The organism is Xanthomonas hortorum (assembly GCF_024339125.1).
In the GTDB taxonomy this organism is placed as follows: Bacteria; Pseudomonadota; Gammaproteobacteria; order Xanthomonadales; family Xanthomonadaceae; genus Xanthomonas; species Xanthomonas hortorum.
The window spans coordinates 517,028-541,326 of sequence record NZ_CP101417.1; the positions used below are offsets into that span (position 1 = coordinate 517,028).

Annotated in this window: 14 protein-coding genes and 1 pseudogene; 4 read left to right on the top strand and 11 right to left on the bottom strand. The window is 65.5% G+C overall.

Translation table 11 applies throughout. The features are described from left to right. Positions 1–33: 33 nt before the first annotated feature. From hemC to NMB96_RS02125, 9 genes are all read right to left on the bottom strand, one after another. Positions 34–948: a hydroxymethylbilane synthase gene (gene hemC, locus NMB96_RS02085; protein WP_023905199.1), complete on the bottom strand. Its 915-nt coding sequence runs from the start codon at positions 946–948 to the stop codon at positions 34–36. A gap of 114 nt (positions 949–1,062) precedes the next feature. Next, positions 1,063–1,794 (bottom strand): LytR/AlgR family response regulator transcription factor, encoded by a 732-nt coding sequence (locus tag NMB96_RS02090; RefSeq protein WP_023905200.1) that lies wholly within the window; start codon positions 1,792–1,794, stop codon positions 1,063–1,065. A 31-nt stretch (positions 1,795–1,825) separates the two neighbouring features. Beyond that, positions 1,826–2,878: a sensor histidine kinase gene (locus NMB96_RS02095; protein ID WP_023905201.1), complete on the bottom strand. Its 1,053-nt coding sequence runs from the start codon at positions 2,876–2,878 to the stop codon at positions 1,826–1,828. 4 nt (positions 2,879–2,882) lie between these two features. Continuing rightward, entirely contained in the window at positions 2,883–3,548 is a 666-nt protein-coding gene (locus tag NMB96_RS02100) for an alpha/beta hydrolase (protein WP_023905202.1), read from the bottom strand. 180 nt (positions 3,549–3,728) lie between these two features. Continuing rightward, the gene (gene mdoH, locus NMB96_RS02105) at positions 3,729–5,666 is read right to left on the bottom strand and encodes a glucans biosynthesis glucosyltransferase MdoH (protein ID WP_023905203.1); all 1,938 of its coding nucleotides are present in this window, start codon (positions 5,664–5,666) and stop codon (positions 3,729–3,731) included. A gap of 328 nt (positions 5,667–5,994) precedes the next feature. After that, on the bottom strand, positions 5,995–6,135 hold the full coding sequence (locus NMB96_RS02110) for a hypothetical protein (protein ID WP_183086641.1): 141 nt from the start codon (positions 6,133–6,135) through the stop codon (positions 5,995–5,997). Positions 6,136–7,067: 932 nt separating this feature from the next. Further along, positions 7,068–8,717, bottom strand: a complete 1,650-nt coding sequence (locus NMB96_RS02115) for a M28 family metallopeptidase (protein ID WP_183086784.1) — start codon at positions 8,715–8,717, stop codon at positions 7,068–7,070. A gap of 174 nt (positions 8,718–8,891) precedes the next feature. Further along, a complete protein-coding gene (locus NMB96_RS02120; RefSeq protein ID WP_255086919.1) occupies positions 8,892–9,875 on the bottom strand; it encodes a GGDEF domain-containing protein in 984 nt (327 codons plus the stop codon). A gap of 264 nt (positions 9,876–10,139) precedes the next feature. Next, positions 10,140–11,624 (bottom strand): SulP family inorganic anion transporter, encoded by a 1,485-nt coding sequence (locus NMB96_RS02125; protein WP_023905207.1) that lies wholly within the window; start codon positions 11,622–11,624, stop codon positions 10,140–10,142. A 210-nt stretch (positions 11,625–11,834) separates the two neighbouring features. Between NMB96_RS02125 and NMB96_RS02130 the strand changes: the two genes are divergently transcribed. Further along, positions 11,835–13,313 carry a cellulase family glycosylhydrolase gene (locus NMB96_RS02130; protein ID WP_255086104.1) on the top strand — a complete coding sequence of 493 codons (1,479 nt, stop codon included), beginning with the start codon at positions 11,835–11,837 and terminating at the stop codon, positions 13,311–13,313. A gap of 362 nt (positions 13,314–13,675) precedes the next feature. Further along, a complete protein-coding gene (locus NMB96_RS02135; RefSeq protein WP_255086920.1) occupies positions 13,676–15,808 on the top strand; it encodes a methyl-accepting chemotaxis protein in 2,133 nt (710 codons plus the stop codon). 794 nt (positions 15,809–16,602) lie between these two features. Here the strand turns inward: NMB96_RS02135 and NMB96_RS02140 are convergent. After that, a pseudogene (locus NMB96_RS02140) lies at positions 16,603–19,312 on the bottom strand (PAS domain S-box protein). Between the two features lie 120 nt (positions 19,313–19,432). Here NMB96_RS02140 and NMB96_RS02145 point away from each other — a divergent pair. Beyond that, entirely contained in the window at positions 19,433–22,312 is a 2,880-nt protein-coding gene (locus NMB96_RS02145; RefSeq protein ID WP_255086105.1) for a M16 family metallopeptidase, read from the top strand. A gap of 162 nt (positions 22,313–22,474) precedes the next feature. Here the strand turns inward: NMB96_RS02145 and NMB96_RS02150 are convergent, their stop codons facing one another. Continuing rightward, complete coding sequence (locus NMB96_RS02150) at positions 22,475–22,633, bottom strand: hypothetical protein (protein ID WP_023905212.1); 159 nt, start codon at positions 22,631–22,633, stop codon at positions 22,475–22,477. A gap of 155 nt (positions 22,634–22,788) precedes the next feature. Here NMB96_RS02150 and NMB96_RS02155 point away from each other — a divergent pair, with 155 nt between their 5' ends. Then, the gene (locus tag NMB96_RS02155; protein ID WP_343237621.1) at positions 22,789–23,718 is read left to right on the top strand and encodes a GAF domain-containing protein; all 930 of its coding nucleotides are present in this window, start codon (positions 22,789–22,791) and stop codon (positions 23,716–23,718) included. The last annotated feature ends 581 nt before the right edge of the window (positions 23,719–24,299 follow it).

Sequence of the window (24,299 nt, forward strand, 5' to 3'; positions counted from 1 at the left end):
GGTCAACGCTTGCGTTGCAGGTCGCCAGCCGCGTCACAGCTCCGCCAACAACTGCGCGGCACCCTTGTCGAACAGGCCCTGCGCGACCAGGCGGCCGAGTGCTTCGGTGTCCTCGGCACTGCCGTGCGCCTCGGCGTGGATCAGGCGTCCGTCGCTGGCGCTGCCGACCATGCCCTGCAGAAATAACCCGTCGCCGTCCCAGCGCGCGAACGCGGCCACCGGCACATGGCAGCTGCCATGCAACGCACGATTCATCGCCCGCTCGGCTTCCACGCAGGCGCGGGTGCGGCCGGCATCCAGCACTGCAAGCAGGCCGTGGATGTGCGCATCGTCGCCACGGCATTCCACCGCCACTGCGCCCTGGGCAGGTGCCGGCAGCCACTCCGGCACGTCCAGTCGCGCGGTGATGCGCGCATCGAACCCGAGCCGCTGCAAACCGGCGCAGGCCAGCACGATGGCGTCGTAACCGCCGTTATCGAGTTTGGCCAGGCGGGTGTTGACGTTGCCGCGCAGGTCGATCAGTTCCAGATCCGGGCGCGCGGCGCGCAACTGCGCCTGGCGACGCAGGGAAGAGGTGCCCACACGCGCGCCCAGCGGCAGCGCCTGCACGGTGGCGTAAAGGTTGGACACCAGCGCATCGGCCGCATCGCCACGCTCCATGATCGCCGGCAGCACGAACGGCGCGTCCAGTTCCATTGGTACGTCCTTGAGCGAATGCACCGCGCAATCGGCCTCGCCGCGCAGCATCGCCAGCTCCAGTTCTTTCAGGAACAAGCCCTTGCCGCCGATCGCGGCCAGCGAGCGGTCCAGCACTTCGTCGCCGCGGGTACTCATCGGCACCAGCACGACCTCCAGCCCGGGATGGTGCTGGCGCAGCGCGGTGGCGACGTGTTCGCTCTGCCAAAGGGCGAGCGGGCTCTTGCGGGTGGCGATGCGGAGCGTGGTCATCCCGCCATTATCCCGGAGCGGGCGCGTAACGCCTACCTGGAGCGCAAGTGGGCACCACGCGGCACCCGCGCCGCTGACGGCCAACGGAGCTCATCACAAGCGGCATGACGCGCCCTAACGCAATTGCTCGCGCAGGCTGGCCACGCAGCGGCGGCTCACTTCCAGGGGTTGTGGCACATTGCGCAGCACTGCGTGCACCTGGCCATCGCCGCTGCGGCGCAGTTCCACCAGCTCGGCGCGCGCGACCAGGCAATTGCGGTGGATGCGCACCAGGCGGTCGGCGAATTCGTCTTCCAGCGATTTGAGCGACTCTTCGATCAGGTCCTCGCCACGGGTGTGGTGGACGATGACGTACTTCTCTTCGGCCTGCAGATAGCGGATGTCGCCGATGGCGATCAGCCGCAGACTGCCGCGCAGACGGGCACACAAATGCGTGCGTAGCGGTGGCGGCGCAACGCTGGGCGCGCGCCCGGCCAGAAAGGTCGCCACCTTGTCCAGCGCGGCGGCCAGGCGCTCCGGGCGCACGGGTTTCATCAGGTAATCCAGTGCGGCGGCGTCGAAGGCCGACAGCGCGTGCTGGTCGTAGGCGGTGCAGAACACCACCGCCGGCGGTTGCTGGCCTTGGCGCAGCAGGCGCGCGGTTTCCAGGCCGTCGACCCCGGGCATGGCGATATCCAGCAGCACCAGGTCCGGATGCAGATGCTGGCATTGCTGCAGCACCTGCTGGCCGTTTTCGGCCTCGCCGATCACCTCGACGTGCGGATGTTCGCCCAGCAGCATGCGCAGGCGCTCGCGCGCCAGCGGCTCGTCATCGGCGATCAGCACCCGCACTTGCGTGGCCGTCATGGACTCCCCCCTCGCTGCCGTGACTTTCCCCTCACGGCAGCGGCAATGTGATCTCACAGGCATAGTAGCCCTCAGCCCAGCTGGCCGCCATCCGTGCCCCGGCCCCGAACTGAAACGCCAGCCGGTGCGAGATGCTGGCCTGGGCGTGCCCGGCGCCGGCAAGCAGCGGCAACTGGGTGCCCGGCTGCGGGGCCGGATTGACGATGCGGATCTGCAACTGGTTGCCGCGCTGGCGCAACGACAGGTACAGCGTGCCGCCCTCGGGCAGGCGCGAAATTCCGTGCAATACCGCATTTTCCACCAGCGGCTGCAGCACCAGGCGCGGCATCGGCAATTCCCACGGCAAGGGTTCCTGGCGATGCCAGCGCACTTGCAGGCGGTCGCCCAGGCGCAGCGATTCGATCGCCAGATAGCGCTCGGCCAGTTCGCATTCGGCGCGCAAGGTGGACAGGCCTTCGCCGGCACCGAGCGCGGCACGGAACAGATCCGACAGATCCAGCACCGCCTGCTCAGCCACCACCGGGTCGCGCCGCAACAGGCTGGCGATCAGATTCATGCTGTTGAACAGAAAATGCGGGCGGATGCGCGCCTGCAAGGCATCGGCCTGCGCGCGCGCATTGGCCTGCACCTGCGCTTCCCAGCGGTCGCTGACATAGAAATAGCGCAGCGCCAGCGCGGTGATCAGCACCACCGTGGCGGCACTACCGAGGGTGAACCGCCAGAAGCCGACCAACGGCCCCAACGGCGCCTGCCCGAGTACCGCATACAGGCCGTGCACGATACCGGCGCCGAGCATCGCCACGACGGCGGCGATCGATAACGCAGTCAAGCCGCCCAGCTTGGGCGGCAGCCGCGACAGGCTTGGCCGCAAGACGCATAGCAGCACGGTGACGGCCAGCGCCAACCACAACGCCAGACCGCTGGCCGACACAAAACGCGACAGCGTGATGCTGCGCGCCGCGCCGGCATCGGGCACCAGCGTCACCACCAGCACCACCAGTTCGGCCAGCCCCAGCATCGCGCCCAACCGTGGCAGCCGGCACAGGTCCGGCATCCAGGCGATCTGTGGCGCGCGCGGGGCCATGCACTCAGGCGGCGGTGAAGCGCGCCTGCATCCAGTTGCGCAGCGCCTCGATCTCTTCCAGGCAGACCTGATGGCCCATCGGGTAGGTGTGCCATTCCAGTTCAAAGCCAAGCGTGCGCAAGGTCTGTGCGCTCTGTTCGCCGGCACCGAACGGCACCACCGGGTCGGCGCTGCCATGCGCCATGAACACCGGTTGGCGAGTGGCAGCCGGCTGCACCTGGCTGGCGGCGGCAGTCGGGTCGGGCAGATAGGTCGACAGGGCGATCAGCCCGGCCAGCGCAACGCTGCGCTGCAGACCGACCGCCAGGGTGACTGCGCCGCCCTGCGAGAATCCGGCCAGCAGGATGCGCTCGGGGGCGATGCCGCGGGTCTGCTCATGGGCGATCAACGCCTCGATCTGGGCCACCGATTCGGCGATGCCGGCCTTGTCGGCACGATGTGCGAAATCCATGCCGACGATGTCGTACCAACCGCGCATGCGCACGCCGTTGTTGATGGTGATCGGGCGGATTGGCGCGTGCGGGAACACGAAGCGCAGCGCCGGCCAATGCGGGCGCACCAGTTCCGGCACCATCGGGGCGAAGTCGCTGCCATCGGCACCCAGGCCGTGCAGCCACAGCACGGTCCACTGCGGGTTCGGTCCGGTCTCGCGTTCGATCACTTCCAACATCGTCCAGCTCCGCTTGCGGGCTGGGCATTATGCCTTGCGCCATCGGCCGAGCCGATCACGTCTTGGCCGGGCCATGCGTGCCGATTGCCGTCTGCAGGCGTGGGCGTCCTGCTTGCTGCAGCTTGCTCAGCGCGACATGCGTGGCGCGACATGTGCCGATCGCCCGCGCAGCGTGCCTCGCTAGATCAGCGAGGGCTCCAGCGCGGCGGCGCGGCGCAGTTCGGCCGCACGCACCAGCACCTTGGGCGGGTCGAGTTCTTCGGGAATGCAGAAGATGCCGGCCCGCCGCAGACCCAGGCCGGTGCGGCGCAACGAGGTCAGTGCCACCACCGGAATGGACAAGGCCATACCGATGATCACCGGCGCCATCCAGGCCGCCAGCGACGGCGAGACCACGTAGGCCATCGAGCCCATGAACAGGCCGAAGATGGTCAGCCCGCCGTAGCTGCGCAGCAGCGCCGGCCACGCCAGCTTGCCGTCGTCGCGCACCTGTGCATCCCAACCCGAATCCTTGCCGGCCAGCACTTCGAACACGCCGCGCGACTGCAGATACATCACCACCGGCGCCATCAGGGCCGCCAACACGGTTTCCAGCAGGATGCTCAGCATGGCGCGAAACGCACCGCCACAGGCACGCAGTTCGCGCGGGTTGAGCAGCAGTGCGATATAGCCCAGCAGCTTGGGCGCAAGCAGCACGAACATGGTGCAGGCGAAGATCCAGATCGCGTTGCCTTCGCTGCTGCCGTGCCAATAGCGCGCAGGCGAGAACGGCAGGCCCTGGGCCAGGTCGATGCCGGCCCCGGCCAGCGGAATGCCGATGCCGATCAGCATCAACATGCCCCACATCGGCGCGGTGAAGTAATGGCCGATGCCGATCATCATGTGCATGCGGCTGATCCAGTGCAGACCCTTGGCGCCGACGACCTTGGCATGCTGCAGGTTGCCCTGGCACCAGCGACGGTCGCGGATCAGCAGGTCGGTCAGCGTGGGCGGGCCTTCTTCGTAGCTGCCCTGCAGGTACGGCACCATGTGCATGGCCCAGCCGCCGCGCCGCATCAGCGCCGCTTCGACAAAATCATGACTGAGCACATGCCCGCCGAAGGGCTTGCGCCCGCGCAGCGCCGGCAAGCCGGCGTGATCGGCAAAGGCCTGGGTGCGGATGATGGCGTTGTGGCCCCAGTAATTGCTCTCGGCGCCATGCCACCAGGCCACGCCAAACGCGATGATCGGCCCGTACACGCGCCCACCGAACTGCTGCATGCGGGCAAACAGGGTCTGCCCGTTGACCACCGCCGGCAGGGTCTGGATCAGCCCCACATCCGGGTTGTTTTCCATGCCGGCGACCAGCCGCACGATGGTGTCGCCGGTCATCACGCTGTCGGCGTCCAGGATCAGCATCTGCGGGTAGCTGCCGCCGAAACGACGCACCCAGTCGGCCACGTTACCGGCCTTGCGCGCGGCGTTGTCGGCGCGGCGCCGGTAGAAGATGCGCCCATGCCCGTCGACGCGATCGCACAGCTCGTTGTAGACCAGTTCTTCGGCAGCGCCGATGTGTTCGCGGGTGGTGTCGCTGAGTACGAAGAAGTCGAAATGTTCCAGCTGGCCGGTCTCGGCCACCGATTCGTAGATCGCCTGCAGGCCGGCCAGCAGCCGGCGCGGGTCTTCGTTGTAGGTGGGCATCAGCAACGCGGTGCGCGTGTGCAATGTCGGCAGCGGTGCATCCGGGTCGATGCCGAGCTTCCGTCCGGCGCGCGCTACCACGGTGACAAAGCCGGCCACCGCGCTGGCGAAGGACATCGCGATCCAGGCAAACAACAGTATGAACAGCCCGAGCAGGCAGCCTTCCAGCACGCTGATGCCGCCGGGCCACAGCACGCTGAGCATCACCCACACCGCCACGGCAGTGGTGGCAAAGGTGCCGCCGATCAGATAGAAACGCCGCACGCCGATACCGACCGGCGCAGTACGCTGATGCGGCACCTGCAGGCTGCCTTTGCGCAGGTCTTGTTCGGGCATCGCCAGCGGCGCTTCAGGCGGCAGCGTGGGCTGGCCGGCGTCGAGGGCGGAGATGGAGGGAAATTCGGTAGGTGCGGGAGAAGAAGTCACAATGCCGTCCATCAAGGCTGCCCGTCGCGCGAAGGCGACAGCGCGAGCTGAAACGGGAGATCCATCCCCGCTATGTAAAATGCTGTTGCCACACGCACCGTGTCGTGGGCGAGCCCGACGGTGTGCGACCACGTCGCGGGTTTGGCAGCTCTAAGACCACTCCGATGCACAAGCTCTCCTGGCTGCAACTTCACGTCGCGGCTCATCCTAAAGAATCGATCGTTAAGGAAGCGAAGGCCGCTTTCTGTCGTCTTCGCCCCACCCGACGAGGACAGCGCGGCAGACTACGCCGCAGCGACCGAACACAACCCCAACAGATTGCAGCCTGACGCGCGCGCTGTCACGGGCGACGAACCACGCTGTCATGTAAGACAACTGCAAGTGATGTGCCAGGAAGTGCAATCGGTTGCATCGCCGGCGTGCTGACGCTGGCGATCGCGTCGATGACGGTGACCGGAACTGAAGGCAGCGTGCGCGTCATGGTGTATCGGAATCAGCGATGTGGATCCTGCACCAACTTCAATGCAGGCCACGAACGGTGCGTTCCGCGCACACTTATCACTTCAAGACAACCGGGATTGCGAGTCGTTGCATCGTTTAGATGCGATCAAAAGCTTGGTTAGTCGAGGGCGCGGTGCCCTCACCGCTCGCGGGACACGCCGTGAATCCATCCCTGGAGGCTCGGTGGCGGCATCCATGCCGCCACACGGTCCCGCAATCGGTAAGGACACCGCACCAGACAGTTAATAGGTTGCCTTGTTCAAAAGCATGCACACCGACCATCTCGACTGGTCCTTGCCCGCCCACCGTCGCGGGACCTTACGCGGCATGGATGCCGCGTAAGAGCCTACACGGACGTACTTGCGGCGTGTCCCGCGATGGTGGGCGGGCAAGGGCCCTGCACCCAACCCCCAGATCAGCCGCTCTGTAACTGATCTATCCGCACTCTCCATGCGTTTCAAGACAACCGAGATTTCGAGTCTTAGGGTCGTTTAGATGCGATCAAAAGCTTGGTGAGTCGAGCGTGCGGTGCCCTCGCCGCTCGCGGGACACGCCGTGAATCCATCCGGGAGGCTCGGTGGCGGCATCCATGCCGCCACACGGTCCCGCAAGCGGCGAGGACACCGCACCAGAAGTCAGTCGGTTGCTTTGCTGAAAACCATGCACACCGACCATCTCGACTGGTCCTTGCTCGCCCACCGTCGCGGGACCTTACGCGGCATGGATGCCGCGTAAGAGCCTACACGGACGTACTTGCGGCGTGTCCCGCGATGGTGGGCGGGCAAGGACCCTGCAGCCAAGCCGAAGATCTGCCGCTCTACGACTGACAGAAACGCAGCTAGTCGAGGGCTCGGCACCCTCACCAGAACGTTAGTCGGTCACTGGCTGAAACGCTGTCCGTCGCACACCCTCTTACTTGCGTGCCGCCTCGCTGGCGTCGCGGGTGGCACGGAACTCAGAGTCGCTACTCCAGTTCGGCCACTGGCGCGAATCGGCCAGTTGTTGGCCCAGCGCGTACAGCACGCCCAGATCGCGCGCGGCACCGGCGAAGGTCCAGTCCGGCTTCCACTCGTCGCCCTGCTGGTGATAGCGCTTGGCGGTATAGTCGTCGGAGGCGGCCTTGCCTGCGGCCACGCCGCCCACTTCCCAGTCCTGCCCGGAGGCGTACGACAACGCCGGTACGCCGCGCTTGGCGAAGGAGAAATGGTCCGAGCGGAAGAAGTACCCCGCCTGCGGCTTGGGATCGGGCGTGTAGCGCAGCTTCCACTGGCCGGCCACGCTCTTGAGCTGGTCGAGCAATTCCAGCTTGGCGGTGCCGTAGATGCCGAAATCGCGCGCGGGCACGAACGGGTTCATGCCATCCATGTTGATCACCGCCACCGTGGTGTCCAGCGGGTATAGCGGCTTGGAGGCATAGAACTCCGAACCCAGCAAGCCCTTTTCTTCGGCGGTCACCGCCAGGAATACCACCGAGCGCTCCGGCTTGGGCCCGGCGGCAAAACCGCGTGCCAGTTCCAGCAACGCCGCAGTGCCGCTGGCGTTATCCAGCGCACCGTTGAAGATGGTGTCGCCGCGTGCGTCCGGCTTGCCCACGCCGATGTGGTCCCAATGCGCGCTGTAGATCAGCGTCTCGTCGGGGCGTTTGCTGCCTTCCAGGCGCGCGACCACGTTGTGCGAGGTGATTACATCGGACTTGACCTGGTAGCTGGCGCTCAGGCCCTGGCCCTTGAGCTCGACCGGCTTGAAGCCGCGCGTTTGCGCCTGCTTCTTCAAGGTGTCGAAATCCAGCCCGGCATGCTTGAACAACTCGCTGGCCAGATCGCGCTGGATCCAGCCTTCCAGGGTGGGATGGGCGCTGCGCGGGTTGTCGCGCACCACATCGAACATGGTGTTGGTGTTGGAGCTGGCCACCGTGTCCCAGCCGTAAGAGGCCGGCGCGGTTTCGTGCACGACCAGCACGCCGAGTGCGCCCTGACGCGCGCCTTCTTCGTACTTGTAGGTCCAGCGGCCGTAGTAGGTCATGCCGGCACCGTCGAAGGCGCCCTTGCCGGTTTCGAAATCCGGGTCGTTGATCAGCACCACCGCGATCTTGCCCTTCAGATCCACGCCCTTGAAGTCGTCCCAGTCGCGCTCCGGCGCCTTGACGCCGTAGCCGACGAACACCAGCGGTGCGTTGGCGATGTCGACGGTGGATGACCCATCCAGCGCAGCGCGGATGGCGATCTGCTTGCCCTGGGTCAGGGTTTGCGGCTTGCCGGCATTCTGCAAAGCGATGGTGGGTGTGCCGACGATATCGGCGCGGCGCAGCGGCACCGCCTGGGTCCACGCGCGCTTGCCGTTGGCGAGATCACCGCCCGGCTGCAGGCCGGCGGCAGCAAACTGTTTGCTCAGGTAGGCGATGGTCTTTTCTTCCCCGGCGGTGGCCGGACCGCGGCCTTCGTAGGCATCGGAGGCCAGTTCCTTGACGTCGCGCGAGATGCGCGCGCCATCGAAGGTGGGGGTCGCTGCCATGACTGCAGTCGAGACCGCCATGGCCAGCATTCCCATCGCAAGTCGCTCGATCACGGCTCGCTTCGTCACAACTTGCTTCATCACAGCTCGCTTCACTGCAGCACCCAGGTGTTGTCCAGACAGCCCTGGAGTGTAGCCACTGCGGCGTTTGACCGGGTGTGTGCATTGGCAGTGCGGCTGCATCACGCAGCGCGGTACTGCGTTGCCATCCATAGATGACACAGATCAGAACAGATCGACGCTGCCCACTTGCTGGGTGAGATGCTGCATCTGCCCGCTGGCGATCAACTCGGCGTAGACCTCGGCACGGTTGCGACCGTGCTGCTTGGCCCAGTACAGCGCCTTGTCGGCCTCGTCCATCATCTGGCTGATCAAGCGGCCATGGGTCAATTCGACGATGCCGGTGCTGAGCGTGACCTTGCCCACCTGCGGGAAGGCGTACTCGGCCACCGCCAGCCGGAAGCGCTCGAACAGGCTCACCGCCGTATCGCGATCCACCCCGCGCAGCACGATCACGAACTCCTCGCCGCCAAAGCGGAACAGCAGGTCGTCCTGGCGGAACGCGCGCTGCATCAGCTGGGCAACCAGCAGCAACACCTCGTCACCGTACAGATGGCCGAAGCTGTCGTTGACGCGCTTGAAGTGATCGATGTCCACGATCCCCAGCCACACGCTTTCGCCTGCCGACGCATCCGCCGCAGCGCCTGCGAACAAGCGCAGGATCACATCGTCGAAGGTCTTGCGGTTACGCAGCCCGGTCAACGCGTCGCGCTGGGCATCGTCGAGCAGGCTGCGGTAATTCTGGAAGAAGCGCGCAAAGCCCTGCAGCATCGCCTGCTCGGCAGTCCCGGGAATGCGCGAACCGCCCACGCGCAGGCACGTGCGGATGCCGCGCGCTTCCATCATCGGGTAGACCAGCAGCGCACGGCCGTCTTCCTCCATCTGCACCACATCGCCCGCCCCGCGTGCGTCGGCAAGCTGCGCACGCAGTTGCACGTCGCGGATCTCGGCCACCGTCAACGACAGCCGGCCGTCCTCGCGCAGCCGGGTTTCGGCCATGGTGCGGCCGTCCGGAGCGATGCGCAGCAGTGAGAGTTCTTCAGCTGCACAGACTTCGCGCACGGTGCGCAGCAGGCTCAGATCGAGCAGATCGGCGTCGCGAATGGCGGTCAGGTCCACCATCCGTTCCAGCAACGGTTCGTTGGTCATCGCCGCGCCATCCCGTGCACGGACGCAAGCCCGCAGCACCGCTGGCGGCACGCAGGCAGACATCTCGGGCTGGAACGCACTGGCATCACGACGATCACCGGCAATCTTTGATGTCGGTTCATCGGCGCTATTCAGGCGAACTTGAGGTCGCTGCCCGGCCACGCTCAGCGTGCGGCCAGCCAGCCCGGGAGCCGGTTGCATGTCGGCCGCCTGCGTGTCTGCTATGTGCGGCTAGGCCGAATGCGCCCACCCGCCCTGCTGCGCTCAGGGCAGCGAAGATTCCAGCGCGTCTTCGCCCAGCGCGTGCGCCTGCATCAGCCTCCGGCTGCTGGCGTTCAAGCCTGTGACCTGAACCTCCAGGCCATGGTGACGCAGCCGCTGCACCACCTTGTCCAGCGCCGCCACTGCGGTGATATCCCAGAAATGCGCGCGGCTCACATCGATCAGCACCGTGCGGCCCGGCACCTGGCGTGCGTCGAAAGCATCGATAAACACGTCAGCCGAGGCGAAGAACACCTGCCCGCGCACGCTGTAGGTGCGCACGCCATTGTCGTCGCTGTGCGAGATCTGCAGCAGCCCGGCCACCTTGAAGGTAAAGAACACCCCGCTCAGCACCACGCCCACTGCGACACCCGCGGCGAGGTTGTGGGTGAGCAGGGTCACCGCCACGGTGGCCAGCATCACCACGCTGGAAGTGCGCGGATGGGTCACCACGGTGCGTAACGAGCGCCAGTCGAAGGTCTCCGCCGAGACCATCACCATGATCGCCACCAACGCCACCACCGGCACCTGCGAGACCCACGGCTTGAGCGCCACCATCAGGATCAGCAGGAACACGCCGGCAAACAAGGTCGACAAGCGCCCACGCCCGCCGTATTTTACGTTGCCCACGGTCTGCCCGATCATGCCGCAGCCGGCAATGCCGCCGAACAGGCTGGCCGCGGCATTGGCGATGCCCAGCCCGGTGCATTCGCGGTTCTTGTCGCTCGGGGTGTCGGTGAGTTCGTCGACCACGCGCGCAGTCATCAGCGATTCGAGCAGGCCTACCATCGCGATGGCCAAGGCCGGCAAGGCGATGATGCGCAAGGTTTCCAGCGTCAACGGCACCGACGGCCATTGCAGGAACGGCAGCGCGTTCGGCAGCTTGCCCAGATCGGCCACGGTCTTCAGCGGCAGATGCAAGGCCGTGCTTGCAACCGTCAGCAGCAGGATGCACAGCAACGGCGAGGGAATCGCCGAGACACCCGGCAGGCGCAGCCGCGGCAGGCCGTAGATGATCGCCAGGCCCACGCCCAACATCGCCCAGGTGGTCAGGTTGGCACCGTGCAGATGCGGCAGCTGCGCGGCGAAGATCAGCACCGCCAACGCATTGACGAAACCGGTGCGCACCGAGCTGCTGACAAAGCGCATCAGCACGCCCAGCCGCAGCAAGCCGAACAGGATCTGCACCGCACCAGCCAGCAACCCGGCCGCCAGCAGATACGGCAACCCGTGCGTGGCCACCAGCGGTGCAGCTACCAACGCCACCGAGCCGGCCGCAGCAGAAATCATCGCCGGGCGTCCGCCACAAAACGCAATCACGATACCGATGACGAACGAGGCGAACAGGCCGACCTGCGGGTCCACGCCGGCCACGAACGCGAACGCGATCACTTCGGGAATCAGGGCAAATGTTGCGACCGCACCGGCCATGAGTTCGCGCGCGGGTGAGGCGCGCCATTGCGCCAGTTCGGCACGCAAGAAGGACATTGGAAGACACTCCGGGGACAGAAGGGACAGCCTGCGGACACTGCGCAGCGGCAATAGTGTGCGGGAAAGCGACCCCGCCCGCAGCCTGCGCGTGATCGGTGCGGCAATGCGCTTTTCTGTGGCTGGGGTCACGCCACATAAAACGGCCGCGGACCAAGATGCCCCCCTCACCGCACCCGGGTGTCGGGTCGGTTTCCCAGGGAGATCACCATGTCCATTTTCAGGACTGCAAGCACGCTCGCACTGGCTACGGCGTTGGCGCTGGCCGCCGCACCGGCCTTCAGCTATTCCATCAGCAACAACAAGGTTGTCGACGACAACGGCAAGGTGGTCCAGCTCAAGGGCGTCAACGTGTTCGGTTTCGAGACCGGCAACCATGTCATCCATGGTCTGTGGGCGCGCAACTGGAAGGACATGATCATCCAGATACAGGGCCTGGGCTTCAACGCCGTGCGCCTGCCGTTCTGCCCGGCCACGCTGCGTGCCACCACCATGCCCAGCAGCATCGACTATGGCCGTAACCCCGATCTGCAGGGTCTGACCTCGCTGCAGATCCTCGACAAGGTGATCAACGAATTCAACGCCCGCGGCATCTATGTGCTGCTGGATCATCACACGCCCGATTGCGGCGCCATTTCCGAGCTCTGGTACACCAGTTCGTATTCCGAAGCGGAATGGCTGGACGACCTGCGCTTTGTCGCCAACCGCTACAAGAACGTGCCGAGCGTGATCGGTGTGGATCTGAAGAACGAACCGCACGGCGCCGCCACCTGGGGCACCGGCAACGCGGCCACCGACTGGAACAAGGCCGCCGAGCGCGGGTCGGCCGCAGTGCTGGCCGTTGCGCCCAAGTGGATCATTGCGGTGGAAGGCATCACCGACAATCCGGTGTGCTCGACCAATGGCGGCATCTTCTGGGGTGGCAATCTGCAGCCGCTGGCCTGCACGCCGTTGAACATCCCGGCCAACCGCCTGCTGCTGGCACCGCATGTGTACGGGCCGGACGTGTTCGTGCAGTCGTACTTCAACGACAGCAACTTCCCCAACAATATGCCCGCGATCTGGGAGCGTCACTTCGGCCAGTTCGCCGGCACCCATGCGCTGCTGCTGGGCGAATTCGGCGGCAAGTACGGCGAAGGCGATGCGCGCGACAAGGTGTGGCAGGACGCACTGGTGAAGTACCTGCGCAGCAAGGGCATCAACGAAGGTTTCTACTGGTCGTGGAATCCCAATAGCGGCGACACCGGCGGCATCCTGCGCGACGACTGGACCAGCGTGCGCGAAGACAAGATGACCCTGTTGCGCACGCTGTGGGGCACGGTCAGCAGCACCACGCCGACGCCGACGCCGACGCCGACGCCGACGCCGACGCCTACCCCCACACCGACTCCCACGCCAACACCAACCCCGACGCCCACTCCGACACCGACCCCCACGGGCAGCTTCAGCACCAAGGTGATCGTGGACAGCAGCTGGAGCGGCGGCTCCTGCAATCGCGTGCAGGTCACCAACACCGGCACCGGTAGCGGCACCTGGGCGATCTCGCTGCCGGTCAGCGGCACCGTCAACAATGCCTGGAATGTCACCTGGTCGCAGAGCGGCAGCACGCTCAGGGCCAGCGGCGTGGACTTCAATCGCACCCTGGCAGCGGGTGCAACCGCTGAATTCGGTTTCTGCGCGGCCAGCTGAGTGCGGTGAGGCGGGCACGCCGCGCGTGTCCGCCGTTGCGCTACGCGCTGCGGGCTGCGGGCTGCGGGCTGCGGGCAGTTTGCAATGTAAGCATGCGGCGTCATGCATCGATCGATGGATCGATGCCCGCCATCTTCATGTAGGAGCGCCCTCGGGCACGATGAAGCGTTATCGATAACGCTTCATCGCGCCCGAGGGCGCTCCTACGTTGTATTGGCAGCTATCGCATTGCTGCATGACCTGCCCCGCTCAAGCAGACGCTGCCGCAATCAGCATTCAACCCGGATGTGAATCAGCCGATATCCATGCCATAGCGCCCTGCGCGCGTTTTGGATGTCGTTGCCATGCCTGTTGTGTCGCTATTGCGTCGTCACGTTGCCAATCTCCCGCTCACCCGCAAGTTCGTCCTGCTCTGCGCGCTACTGACCGTGGGTGTGATCCTGCTCGCGGTGGCTGCGGCGCGCCTGCAATATCTGGATCTGGTGGAGGCGCGCAAGCTCAGCGTCAAGACCGAGGTCGAGATGGGTCTCACCGTGATGCAGCACTATGCCGACAAGGTCAAAGCTGGCGAGTTGACGGTCGAACAGGCTAAGGCAGCGGCAAGTACAACGCTTGCCGACATGCGCACCAACGATGGCGTGGATTACTTCTTCATCGTCGATCCGCAGATGCGCATCCTGATGCATCCAAAGCGCGCCGTCGGCACCGACATGAGCGATTACAAGAGCGATGCCGGGCAGTACGTGTATCGCGACATCAAGATCGCGATCGAGCGTGGCGACGGCTTCAGCTATTACAACGCACCCAAGCCGGGTAAAAAAGAACAGCTGCCCAAGATCAGCTATGCCAAGACCTTTCCGGCCTGGAACTGGGTCTTGGTGATGGGTGTGTACGCCGAAGACATCCAGGTGCAGGCCTGGGGCTTCACGCGCACCTTGACGTTGATCGGCGGCGCGTTGGTGGCGATGGTGATCGGCCTGTGCTGGTTGATCGCCTCGGCCATGGCCGCGCCGCTGCGTGCCGCATCGCGCACCGCAGAGGCGATCGCCTCCGGCCGCTTCGACAACGATATCCGGGTCGAATCGCGCGATGAAACCGGCCAGCTGATGCACAGCATGCAGCAGATGCAGAACCAGCTGCAGCGCTTCAACGGCGAGATGCAGACCATGATCCGTTTGCAGCAGGGCGAGAACATCGCGCACCGCATCCCGGAAGATTTCCCCGGCGATTACGGCACGCTGGCGCACGGTGTGAACACGGTGGTGTTCGAACACCTGGATGCCATCAACGAAGCGATGGATGTGATGAGCGACTACGGCCGTGGCGATCTGCGCCGCGACATGCGCCGCCTGCCCGGCCAGCGCGCGGCGCTGCACGAAGCGTTGGACACGGTGAAGAGCAACCTGTCGGCAATCAACAGCGATATCGCGCGCCTGGCCGATGCCGCTGCGCGTGGCGATTTCTCTGCACGTGGCGAGCAGTCGCGCTACCAGTTCGCGTTTGCGGAAATGGTGCAGGCGTTGAACCGCCTGATGCAGCAGGCCGATGCCGGCCTGGACGATGTGGGCCGCATCATGGCCGCCATTGCCGATGGCGATCTGTCGCAGCGGGTGGAGTCGCATTACGAAGGCGCGTTCGGCCGGCTGGCCAATGCGGCCAACCGCACCGCGATCCAGCTGACCAGCATCGTGCAGGGCATCCAGCACTCGGCCGAGATGATCAACACGGCGGCCGGCGAAATCGCCAGCGGCAATGCCGACCTGTCCACGCGCACCGAGCATCAGGCGGCGAATCTGGAAGAAACCGCCGCATCGATGGAAGAACTGACCTCCACCGTGCGCCAGAATGCCGACAACGCGCGCCAGGCCAACCAGTTGGTCAAGGGCACCGGCGATGTCGCCGAAAGCGGCGGCCGCGTGGTGCAGGAAGTGGTCAGCACCATGCAGGCAATCACGCAATCGTCGGCGCGTATTTCCGACATCATCGGCGTCATCGACGGCATCGCGTTCCAGACCAATATCCTGGCCTTGAACGCGGCGGTGGAAGCGGCACGCGCCGGCGAACAAGGCCGCGGCTTTGCGGTGGTGGCCACCGAAGTGCGCGCCCTGGCGCAGCGCTCGGCCGGTGCGGCCAAGGAGATCAAACAGCTGATTTCCGACTCGGTGGAAAAAGTCGCGCAAGGCTCGAACCTGGTGCAACAAGCCGGCAGCACCATGACCGAGGTGGTCAGCTCGGTGAAGCGCGTGACCGACATCATGGCCGAGATCACCGCCGCCAGCACCGAGCAAAGCGCCGGCATCGAGCAGGTCAGCACCACGGTGATGCAGTTGGACGAGATGACCCAGCAAAACGCCGCGCTGGTGGAAGAAGCCACGGCGGCCGCACGCAGCATGGAAGATCAGGCCGCGGATCTGACGCGCGCGGTGGCGGTGTTCCGGTTGGTGCCTGAGCAAGCTGCACTGACGCAACGGCGTTCGGTCGTGCAGGCGGCTTGATTGATGGATGCATAGCCCCTCGCCCTGCGGGGCGAGAAGGCACGGCATGCGCGCCACTAATGCGCATGCCTGGGTCGGCGAGGACACCGCACCAGACAGTTGCCGGTTGTTTTGTTGAAAACCATGCACACCGACCAAATCGACTGGTCCTTGCAGCCAAGCGACGGATCAACAATCAAAGCTAGGTGAGTCGAGGGCGCGGTGCCCTCACCGCTCGCGCGACACGCCGTGAACCCATCCCTGGAGGCTCGGTGGCGGCATCCATGCCGCCACACGGTCCCGCAAGCGGTGAGGACACTGCACCAGATAGTTATAGGTTGCTTTGTTCAAAAGCATGCACACCGACCATCTCGACTGGTCCTTGCCCGCCCACCGTCGCGGGACCTTACGCGGCATGGATGCCGCGTAAGAGCCTACACGGACGTACTTGCGGCGTGTCCCGCGATGGTGGGCGGGCAAGGGCCCTGAAGCCAGGCCACAGATCGCCCGCTCTGCAATCGACGCATCCATACCCTTTATCACCTTTCAAGACGACCGAGGTGGTGAGCTTCATCGCGGGGAGTGAAGATTGATCGATGCGAATGCATCGCTACTCACAAAATCCAGAAGTGCAATGCGCACTTCTGATTGATCCAATTTTATGGGTAAGCCGTACCCTCATCCGCCCTTCGGGCACCTTCTCCCGGTGGGAGAAGGGAGTGTTCATGATTGACGCGGTTTTATGGGTAGGCCGTACCCTCATCCGCCCTGCGGGCACCTTCTCTCGGTGGGAGAAGGGAGCGGCGCGCGCTTGACTACCGCGCGGCATCGCGCCCGGCAGTAGGTGTGTTGTTGCCGCAGCGGGCACGTTTTGCGGCGTACATCGCTTCGTCAGCCGCGTGCATCAGGCTGGCCGCGTCGGCGTTTTGGCCGTGTTGCCAGGCGACGCCGATGCTGGAGTGGATCGGCAGGTGTTGCTCACCGAACACGGCGCCCGCTGCGGCAGCGGTGCGAATCCGTTCTGCCACTGCCGCGCATTCGGTCTGCGGGTCTTGCAGGTCGTCCAGCAACACCACGAATTCGTCGCCGGCCAGGCGTGCCACCAGATAACGGCTGCCGGCCGCTTGCTGCAGGCAGCGGCCGAAGGCCACCAGTACCGCGTCGCCGGCGCGGTGACCGTGCACGTCGTTGATGCGTTTGAAGCCGTCCAGGTCCAGGAACATCACGGCGACCGCGCGCTGTTGTTGCTGCGCCTGGGTCACCGCGAGCTGCAGCGCTTCGGACCAGGCGTGGCGATTCGGCAGGCCGGTCAAGGCATCGCGGGTGGCGCGTTCGTGCATCAGCCGATGCAATGACTTGTGCGCGGTGACATCGTGCGCCATCAGGAAGAACCCTTGCGCCTGCGTCGATGCGCTCTGCGTCGCGGGCACCAAGGTGATTTCCACATCGCGCGGTGTCGCGCCGCCACGTAGCACGTGTTCGAAGCTGGCCCGTTGCCCGGCGATCACCTGCGCCAGCGCAGCGCGCGCTGGGGCGCTGAGGTCGTCGCCCAGCACCTGGGTGAGGTGGCGGCCGACCAGGCTGGACGGCTCCACGCCGAGCCAGTGGCGATGCGCTTCATTGGCGAACAGGCAACGCTGCTCGGCATCGAACTGGCTGACCAGCGTCGGTGTGGCATCGCTGATCGCGCGCAGACGCGCCTCGCTTTCGGCCAGGCGTTCGGCGGCGACATGGCGTTCGGTGACGTCCTGGATCTGCGAGACGAAATGCACCGGTGCACCGCTGCTGTCGCGCACCAGCGACACCGACAACTGCGCCCAGATCACCGCGCCCTGCTGGCTGATGTAGCGCTTGGCCATGCTGTAACTGTCGCGTTTGCCGTCGATCAATTCCTGCACAAAGCACAGATCCATCTCCAGGTCATCGGGATGGGTGATGGTCTGGAAGGTGGTGCGCAGCAACTGCTCGCGCGGATACCCCAGGATGCTGCACAGCGACGGATTGACGTCGCGCCAGGCGCCGTCCAGCGAGACGATCGCCATGCCCTGCGGAGCGGTTTCGAACGCGCCCCTGAAGTGCTCGGCCGCCAGCTGCGCGGCCGCCTGCGCCTGCAGCTCGGCGGTGACGTCGATGGCCATCGCCAGGTAGCCGGCCAGTCCTTGCTGGGCGTCGTGGATGACGTTGAAGCACAGCCGTACCCGCCGCAGCCCGCCGTCTTTGCGCACCAGGGTCCAGATTTCTTCTTCGAGCACATCGCCTGCGGCAGCGGCGGCCAGCTTGATGTACGACGGCGGCGACAACGCAAGCGTGGCCATGTGCCGTTCGAGCTCGGCCGGCAGATGGAACTGCGCAGGGCAGCGACCCAGCACTTCGTCCGCTGCGTAACCCAGCAGGCGCTCGGCGCCGGGATTGAACAATTCGATGCGCCCGTTCGGGTCGAAGGCGATGATCGCCACGTCCTGCGAGGCATCCACCAGCGACTGCAAGCGCGCGCGCGCGCTCGCGCGCCAGCGCAGCCGAGGCATCGCGCAACTGGGTGATGTCGTGCATCACGCACACCGCACCCAACGCGGCGCCCTGATCGCTGACTACCGGGTCGGCATTGCACAACACGCTGCGCGCGCTCTGGCCGGTGGCACGGATCACCATCTCGGCATTGCGCACGTGCTCGCCGCGCCAGGCACGCACCAGGGGGATGGCTTCGGTAGGCAGCAAGGTACTGCCGTCGGCAGCGTAGAGATCGAAATGCTGCGCCCATTGCACCGGCGGCAACAGGCGCGGATCGGTGCCATGCCACTGCCGCGCGGCATGATTGAACTCGCGCAACAACCCCTCGCTATCGCAGGAAACCACGCCGTCGGGCATGGCTTCCAGCAAACGGCTCAGGGTCTGCCGCTGCGCCTGCGCGGCCAAACGGTCGCGGCGTGCCTCGAGTTGATTGGCGGCCTGGCGTGCCAGCCGGATCAGCGCCTGTTTCTGGTTTTCGTCGAGGACCCGCGATTTGGTGCTGAGCGTGCACAAGGTGCCGTATGCATAGCCTTCGCGGCCGATCAGCGGCACGCCCACATAGGAGCGAATGCCCGGCGCAGCGGTGACCAGCGGATTCAGTGCGAAGCGTGGATCGGCCTCGGCATCGGGCACCTCCAGCAGCTCGGTGCCCATCACCGCGTAAGAACAGAACGACACACTGCGCGGGGTGCCTTCCAGATCGGTGCCGCAGCGCGCCTTGAACCACTGACGGTCGGCATCCAGCAGCGACACCAGCGCCATCGGCGCGCCGCTGACGTGCGCGGCCAACCAGGCGATGTCGTCGAATTCGGCTTCGGGCTCGGTGTCCAGCACCCCCAACCGACGCACGGCCTCCACGCGCAAGGCGTCGTTGGCGGGCATCGGCACGGGCGGCAACAGGACGGTCATGGCGTGATCGGCGGGTAGCGTCTGGTCAAGGTAGGTCGCCCCAAGTAACGGCGAGGCGAGGATCAACTTGAGTCGAGCGCGGCCGGGTTCGCTTACACCGCATTTCAGATCTGCCGCCTGTCTTGCACTGAAACGGGCACGGCAGCCGCAGCGACACTGCCAAACAGCATTTGCGGCGCCGCCAACCAGCCACTACCCTCGGCCGATTGTCCTGTTCTGGAGTGTCACATGCTGCGTCCGCTGTCCCTGTTGATCGCCGGTGTGCTCGGCGCCGCCGCCGGTACCGTTGCTCCCGTCGTCGAAGCCGCCCCGGCCAGCCTGTCCAAGCCCGCGGCCAGCAGCGCCATTCCCGAGATCGGCTACACCCGCTTCACCCTGCCCAACGGCCTGACCGTGGTGGTGCACGAAGACCACAAGGCACCGGTGGTGGCGGTGAGCATCTGGTACCACATCGGTTCCGGCGACGAGCCGGCCGGCAAGACCGGCTTTGCGCACTTGTTCGAGCATCTGATGTTCTCCGGCTCGGAGAACAACAAGGGCAGCTATTTCGCCCCGTTCGAGAAGGTCGGCGCCACCGACATGAACGGCACCACCTGGTTCGACCGCACCAACTATTTCGAAACCGTGCCGACCACCGCGCTGGATACCGCGCTGTGGATGGAATCGGACCGCATGGGCCACCTGCTCGGGGCGATCGGCCAGGAAGAACTCGATACCCAGCGTGGCGTGGTGCAGAACGAAAAACGCCAGGGCGAGAACCGCCCATACGGCCGGGTGGACCAGAACATCCTGTCCAACCTGTTCCCGGCCAACCATCCGTATCAGCACGACGCCATCGGCTCGATGGAAGACCTGGACGCGGCCTCGCTGGCCGACGTCAAACAGTGGTTCAACGACAACTACGGCGCCGCCAACACCACCCTGGTGCTGGCTGGCGACATCACCGTGGCGCAGGCGCGTGCCAAGGCGCTGCAGTATTTCGGCGACATCCCGTCCGGCAAGCCGGTGGCGCGCCAGCAGCCGTGGGTGACCCCACTGGCCGCGCAAAAGCGTGGCGTGCAGCACGACCATGTCTCGCAACCGCGCATCTACCGCACCTGGGTCGCGCCGCAACTCGGTAGCGATGCGGCGATCCAGCTGGACCTGGCCACCACCGTGCTCGGCGGTGGCAAGACCTCGCGGCTGTATCAGCGTCTGGTCTATCAGGACAATCTGGTCGACGACGTGTCGGCGTCGATCCAGGCCTTCGCCTTGTCCAGCCAGGTACAGATCCAGGCCGATGTGAAAGACGGTGTGGACCCGGCCAAGGTCGAGGCGATCATCGACGAGGAACTCAAGAAATTCATCGCCCAGGGCCCCACCGCCGACGAACTGCAGCGCGCGCAGGTGGCCTACCGCGCCGGCTTCGTGCGCGGGCTGGAAAAGGTCGGCGGGTTCACCGGCAAGGCGGTGATCCTGGCCGAGGGCCAGGTCTATCGCGGCGACCCGGGCGCCTACAAGCAGGATCTGCAGCGCGGCCAGGCCGCCAGCGTGGACAGCGTCAAGCAGGCCGCTGCCAGCTGGTTCGGCAAGGGCGACTATCTGCTTACCGTGTTGCCGGCCGGCAAGGATTTCGACCCCGCCGCCGAAGACAAGGCGGTGGTCGCACGTGGCGACGAACCCGGCAAGCCGGCGCCCAAGCTGCCGGCCGCCGGCAAGTACACCATCACCGCCTCCACGCTGGACCGCAGCAAGGGCGTGCCGGAAACCAGCCAGTTCCCCGAACTGAGCTTCCCGCAGTTGCAGCGCGGCAAGTTGAAGAACGGCATCGAGGTGATCCTGGCCGAGCGCCACACCATCCCGGTGACCCAGGTGGAACTGCTGTTCGATGCCGGCTATGCGGCCGACCAGGGCAAGAAGCTGGGCACCGCCAGCTTCAGCGCCGCGCTGATGAACGAGAGCACCGCCGCGCTGGATTCGGTGGAAGTGGCGCAGCGCCGCCAGCGGCTGGGCGCGATTACCGCGGTCGGCTGCGATCTGGACAGCTGCAGCGCCTCGCTGGACGCGCTCAACGACCAGCTGCAGCCGTCGCTGCAGCTGTTCTCCGACATCGTGCGCAACCCGGCCTTCAAGTCCGCCGACATCGAGCGCATCCGCAGCCAGTGGCTGGCCGGCATCGCGCAGGAAAAGACCCAGCCCAACAGCCTGGCGCTGCGGGCACTGCCGCCGTTGTTGTTCGGCCAGAATCACCCCTACGGCATCCCGCTCACCGGCAGCGGCACCGAGGCGGCGATCAAGAGCCTCAACGCCCAGGACCTGCAGGCCTTCCATAGCCAGTGGCTGCGCCCGGACAACCTGCGCATCCTGGTGGCCGGCGATACCACGCTGGCGCAGATCATTCCGCAGCTCGATGCCGCCTTCGGCGACTGGAAGGCACCAAGCACGCCGTTGCCGAAGAAGAACCTGGCCAACGTCGCTGCGCAGCCCAAGCCGCGCGTGTATCTGATCAATCGCCCGGACGCGCCGCAGTCGGTGATCCTGGCAGGCCTGCTCGCACCGTCCACCAAGGCGCAGGACAACCTGGCCATCGGCGTGGCCAATGGCGCCTTCGGCGGCACCTTCACCTCGCGGTTGAACATGAACCTGCGCGAGAACAAGCGTTGGGCCTACGGTGCCGGCACCCGCATGCTGGATGCGCAGGGCCAGCGACCGTACCTGTTCTCCGCGCCGGTGCAGACCGACAAGACCGCCGAATCGGCCAACGAGATTCTCAAGGAAGCCACCGCGATCATCGGCGACAAGCCGCTGACCACCGAGGAGATCGAGAAGATCAAGAACCAGCGCATCCGCGCCCTGCCCGGCAGCTTCGAAACCACCGGCGCGGTGCTGGGTGCGATCGAAGGCATCGTGCAGTTCGACCGTCCGGATGATTACGTGCAGACGCTCAAGCCGCGCCTGGAAGCGATCGACCAGCCGGCCGCGCAGAAAGCCATCAAGGAAATCATCGCGCCCAAGGCGATGACCTGGGTGATCGTGGGCGATCTGAAGAAGATCGAAGCTCCGGTGCGTGCGCTCAAGCTGGGCGAGGTGCAGGTGCTCGACGTGGACGGCAAGCCGGTCAAGCGCTGAGGGCGATTGACCCACCGGCTGCGCTGCTGCCAAGCGGCGCGGTCGGGTTGTGCGGCGTTGGCGGGTTGTATGGCGGTGGGATGTCTCCAGACGCACGGACAGGACGCCTGCACGTGACTGCGTGCAGGCCGATCAGGAACTGCAAGGACGCAGCCCGCAGCTTCAGGTGACATCCGCGCCGCCATGCAAGCGTTGGCGTTTGGCGGCGGCAGGCAAACTTGCCGCATCCATGCCCGCTGGTGGCTCGCCGTGCGCGTAGTGGTTGCGCAGATCATCCACATCGGAGCTGTCGCCCAGGTGCAGATTGTTGAACAGATGCACCTGCCCATCGCGCAGCCGCGCGCAGCAACCGCGTTGCTGCGTCTTCCCATGCTCGGTGTCAGGTCACGCCGACGCACATGGCCAATATCCACGCCGCGTTATCGGCAACGCCGGTATCGTGGCACCTTCTCGCTCGCGCTTGTCTGGCTTATTCAATGAAAGAAATGCCCATGGCTGACGAAGCCTCTCGCCAACAGGTTCTGGATGGCTACCGCATCGTCGACAGCCTGCCCGAGGACACCTATCAAGACGTCGTGCAGGTGGCGGCTTCGTTATGCGGCACGCCGATCGCACTGATGTCGCTGGTCGATCGCGACCGCCAGTGGTTCAAGGCCCAACTGGGGCTGGGCATGCAGCAGACCGATCGCAGCCAGGCAGTGTGCGATCACGCCATCCGTAGCCCCGAGCACCTGATGGAAGTGCACGACCTGACCAAGGACACGCGCTTTGCCGATGTGTCGGTGGTCACCGGCGAAACCGGTGCGCGGTTCTACGCCGGCATGCCGCTGGTCACCTCCGACGGCGTGGCATTGGGCACGGTCTGCGTGCTCGACACCGAGCCGCGCACGCTCACCGAGATTCAACGCACCGGCCTGCAGGCCTTAGCGCGCGTCACCATGCGCCTGCTGGACGAGCGCAAGCGCGAATTGCAGCTCGAGCGCGAGGCGATTTTGCAGCCGGTGGCGCCGGTTGCCACCAGGACCAGCGCCGACACTGGTTATTACCTGGTCATCCTGGAAGTGCAGGAACTAGCCGCGCTGGCCGAAAAACAAAGCGAGCGGCTACTGGGCCGCGCCTTGCAACAGCTCGATCAGACCCTGGCCGCGCATGTACAAGCCAGCGGGGACAGCGTAGACCGGGTCACCGAAAGCGCGGAGTTCATCGCCGTGCTGCGCGGCCCCGAGGCCGAACAGAAGCTCCAGGGCCTGCGTGACATCGCCCAGCAACAACATGCGCTCGGGCTGACCGTGCTAATTGGCGAGGCACAGGCAACCCGTGGCGATGAACCGATCGGCCAGGTATTCCTGCGTGCGGAAGTGGCGTTGAGTATCGAAAAAGACCGTTATCGGCAGAGTCTGGCGTAGGGCTGACTCAGATAAGAGTATTGCTCAGTAAGAGTATGGCGTAGACAGACTCATAGCCTGCTGTAGCGCTCGGGTTGGCCGTGTGTAGGGATAGTGCTCGGATCGGCCTTATGTAGCGCTGGGATTGGCGCTATGTAGAGCTCGGATTGGGCTGTTGTGAGGCGGGCGTCGCCGTGATTCGACTCCTGACGGCCATACGCGGCTGGGCGGCTGGGCTGGGCAGTTGGGCGCATGCAGGCATAAGGGCAAGAGCGGCTGGTCCGCTTCTCCCACCGGGAGAAGGTGGCGCGCAGCGCCGGATGAGGGTGCGGTTGCCAAGCGATCGTGCGGCGCCTGGTGTGCAAGCTTCTACAAAACCCTGGCTGGCTCCAACCAAAACAAATCCCTCACTCGTCGATTTAGAGCGGCTGGAAAGTGATTGAACAGTGTGGATGCGTCGGTTTCTAGAGCGGATGATCTGCGGCTTGGCTGCAAGGCCCTTGCCCGCCCACCATCGCGGGACACGCCGCAAGTACGTCCGTGTAGGCTCTTACGCGGCATCCATGCCGCGTAAGGTCCCGCGACGGTGGGCGGGCAAGGAC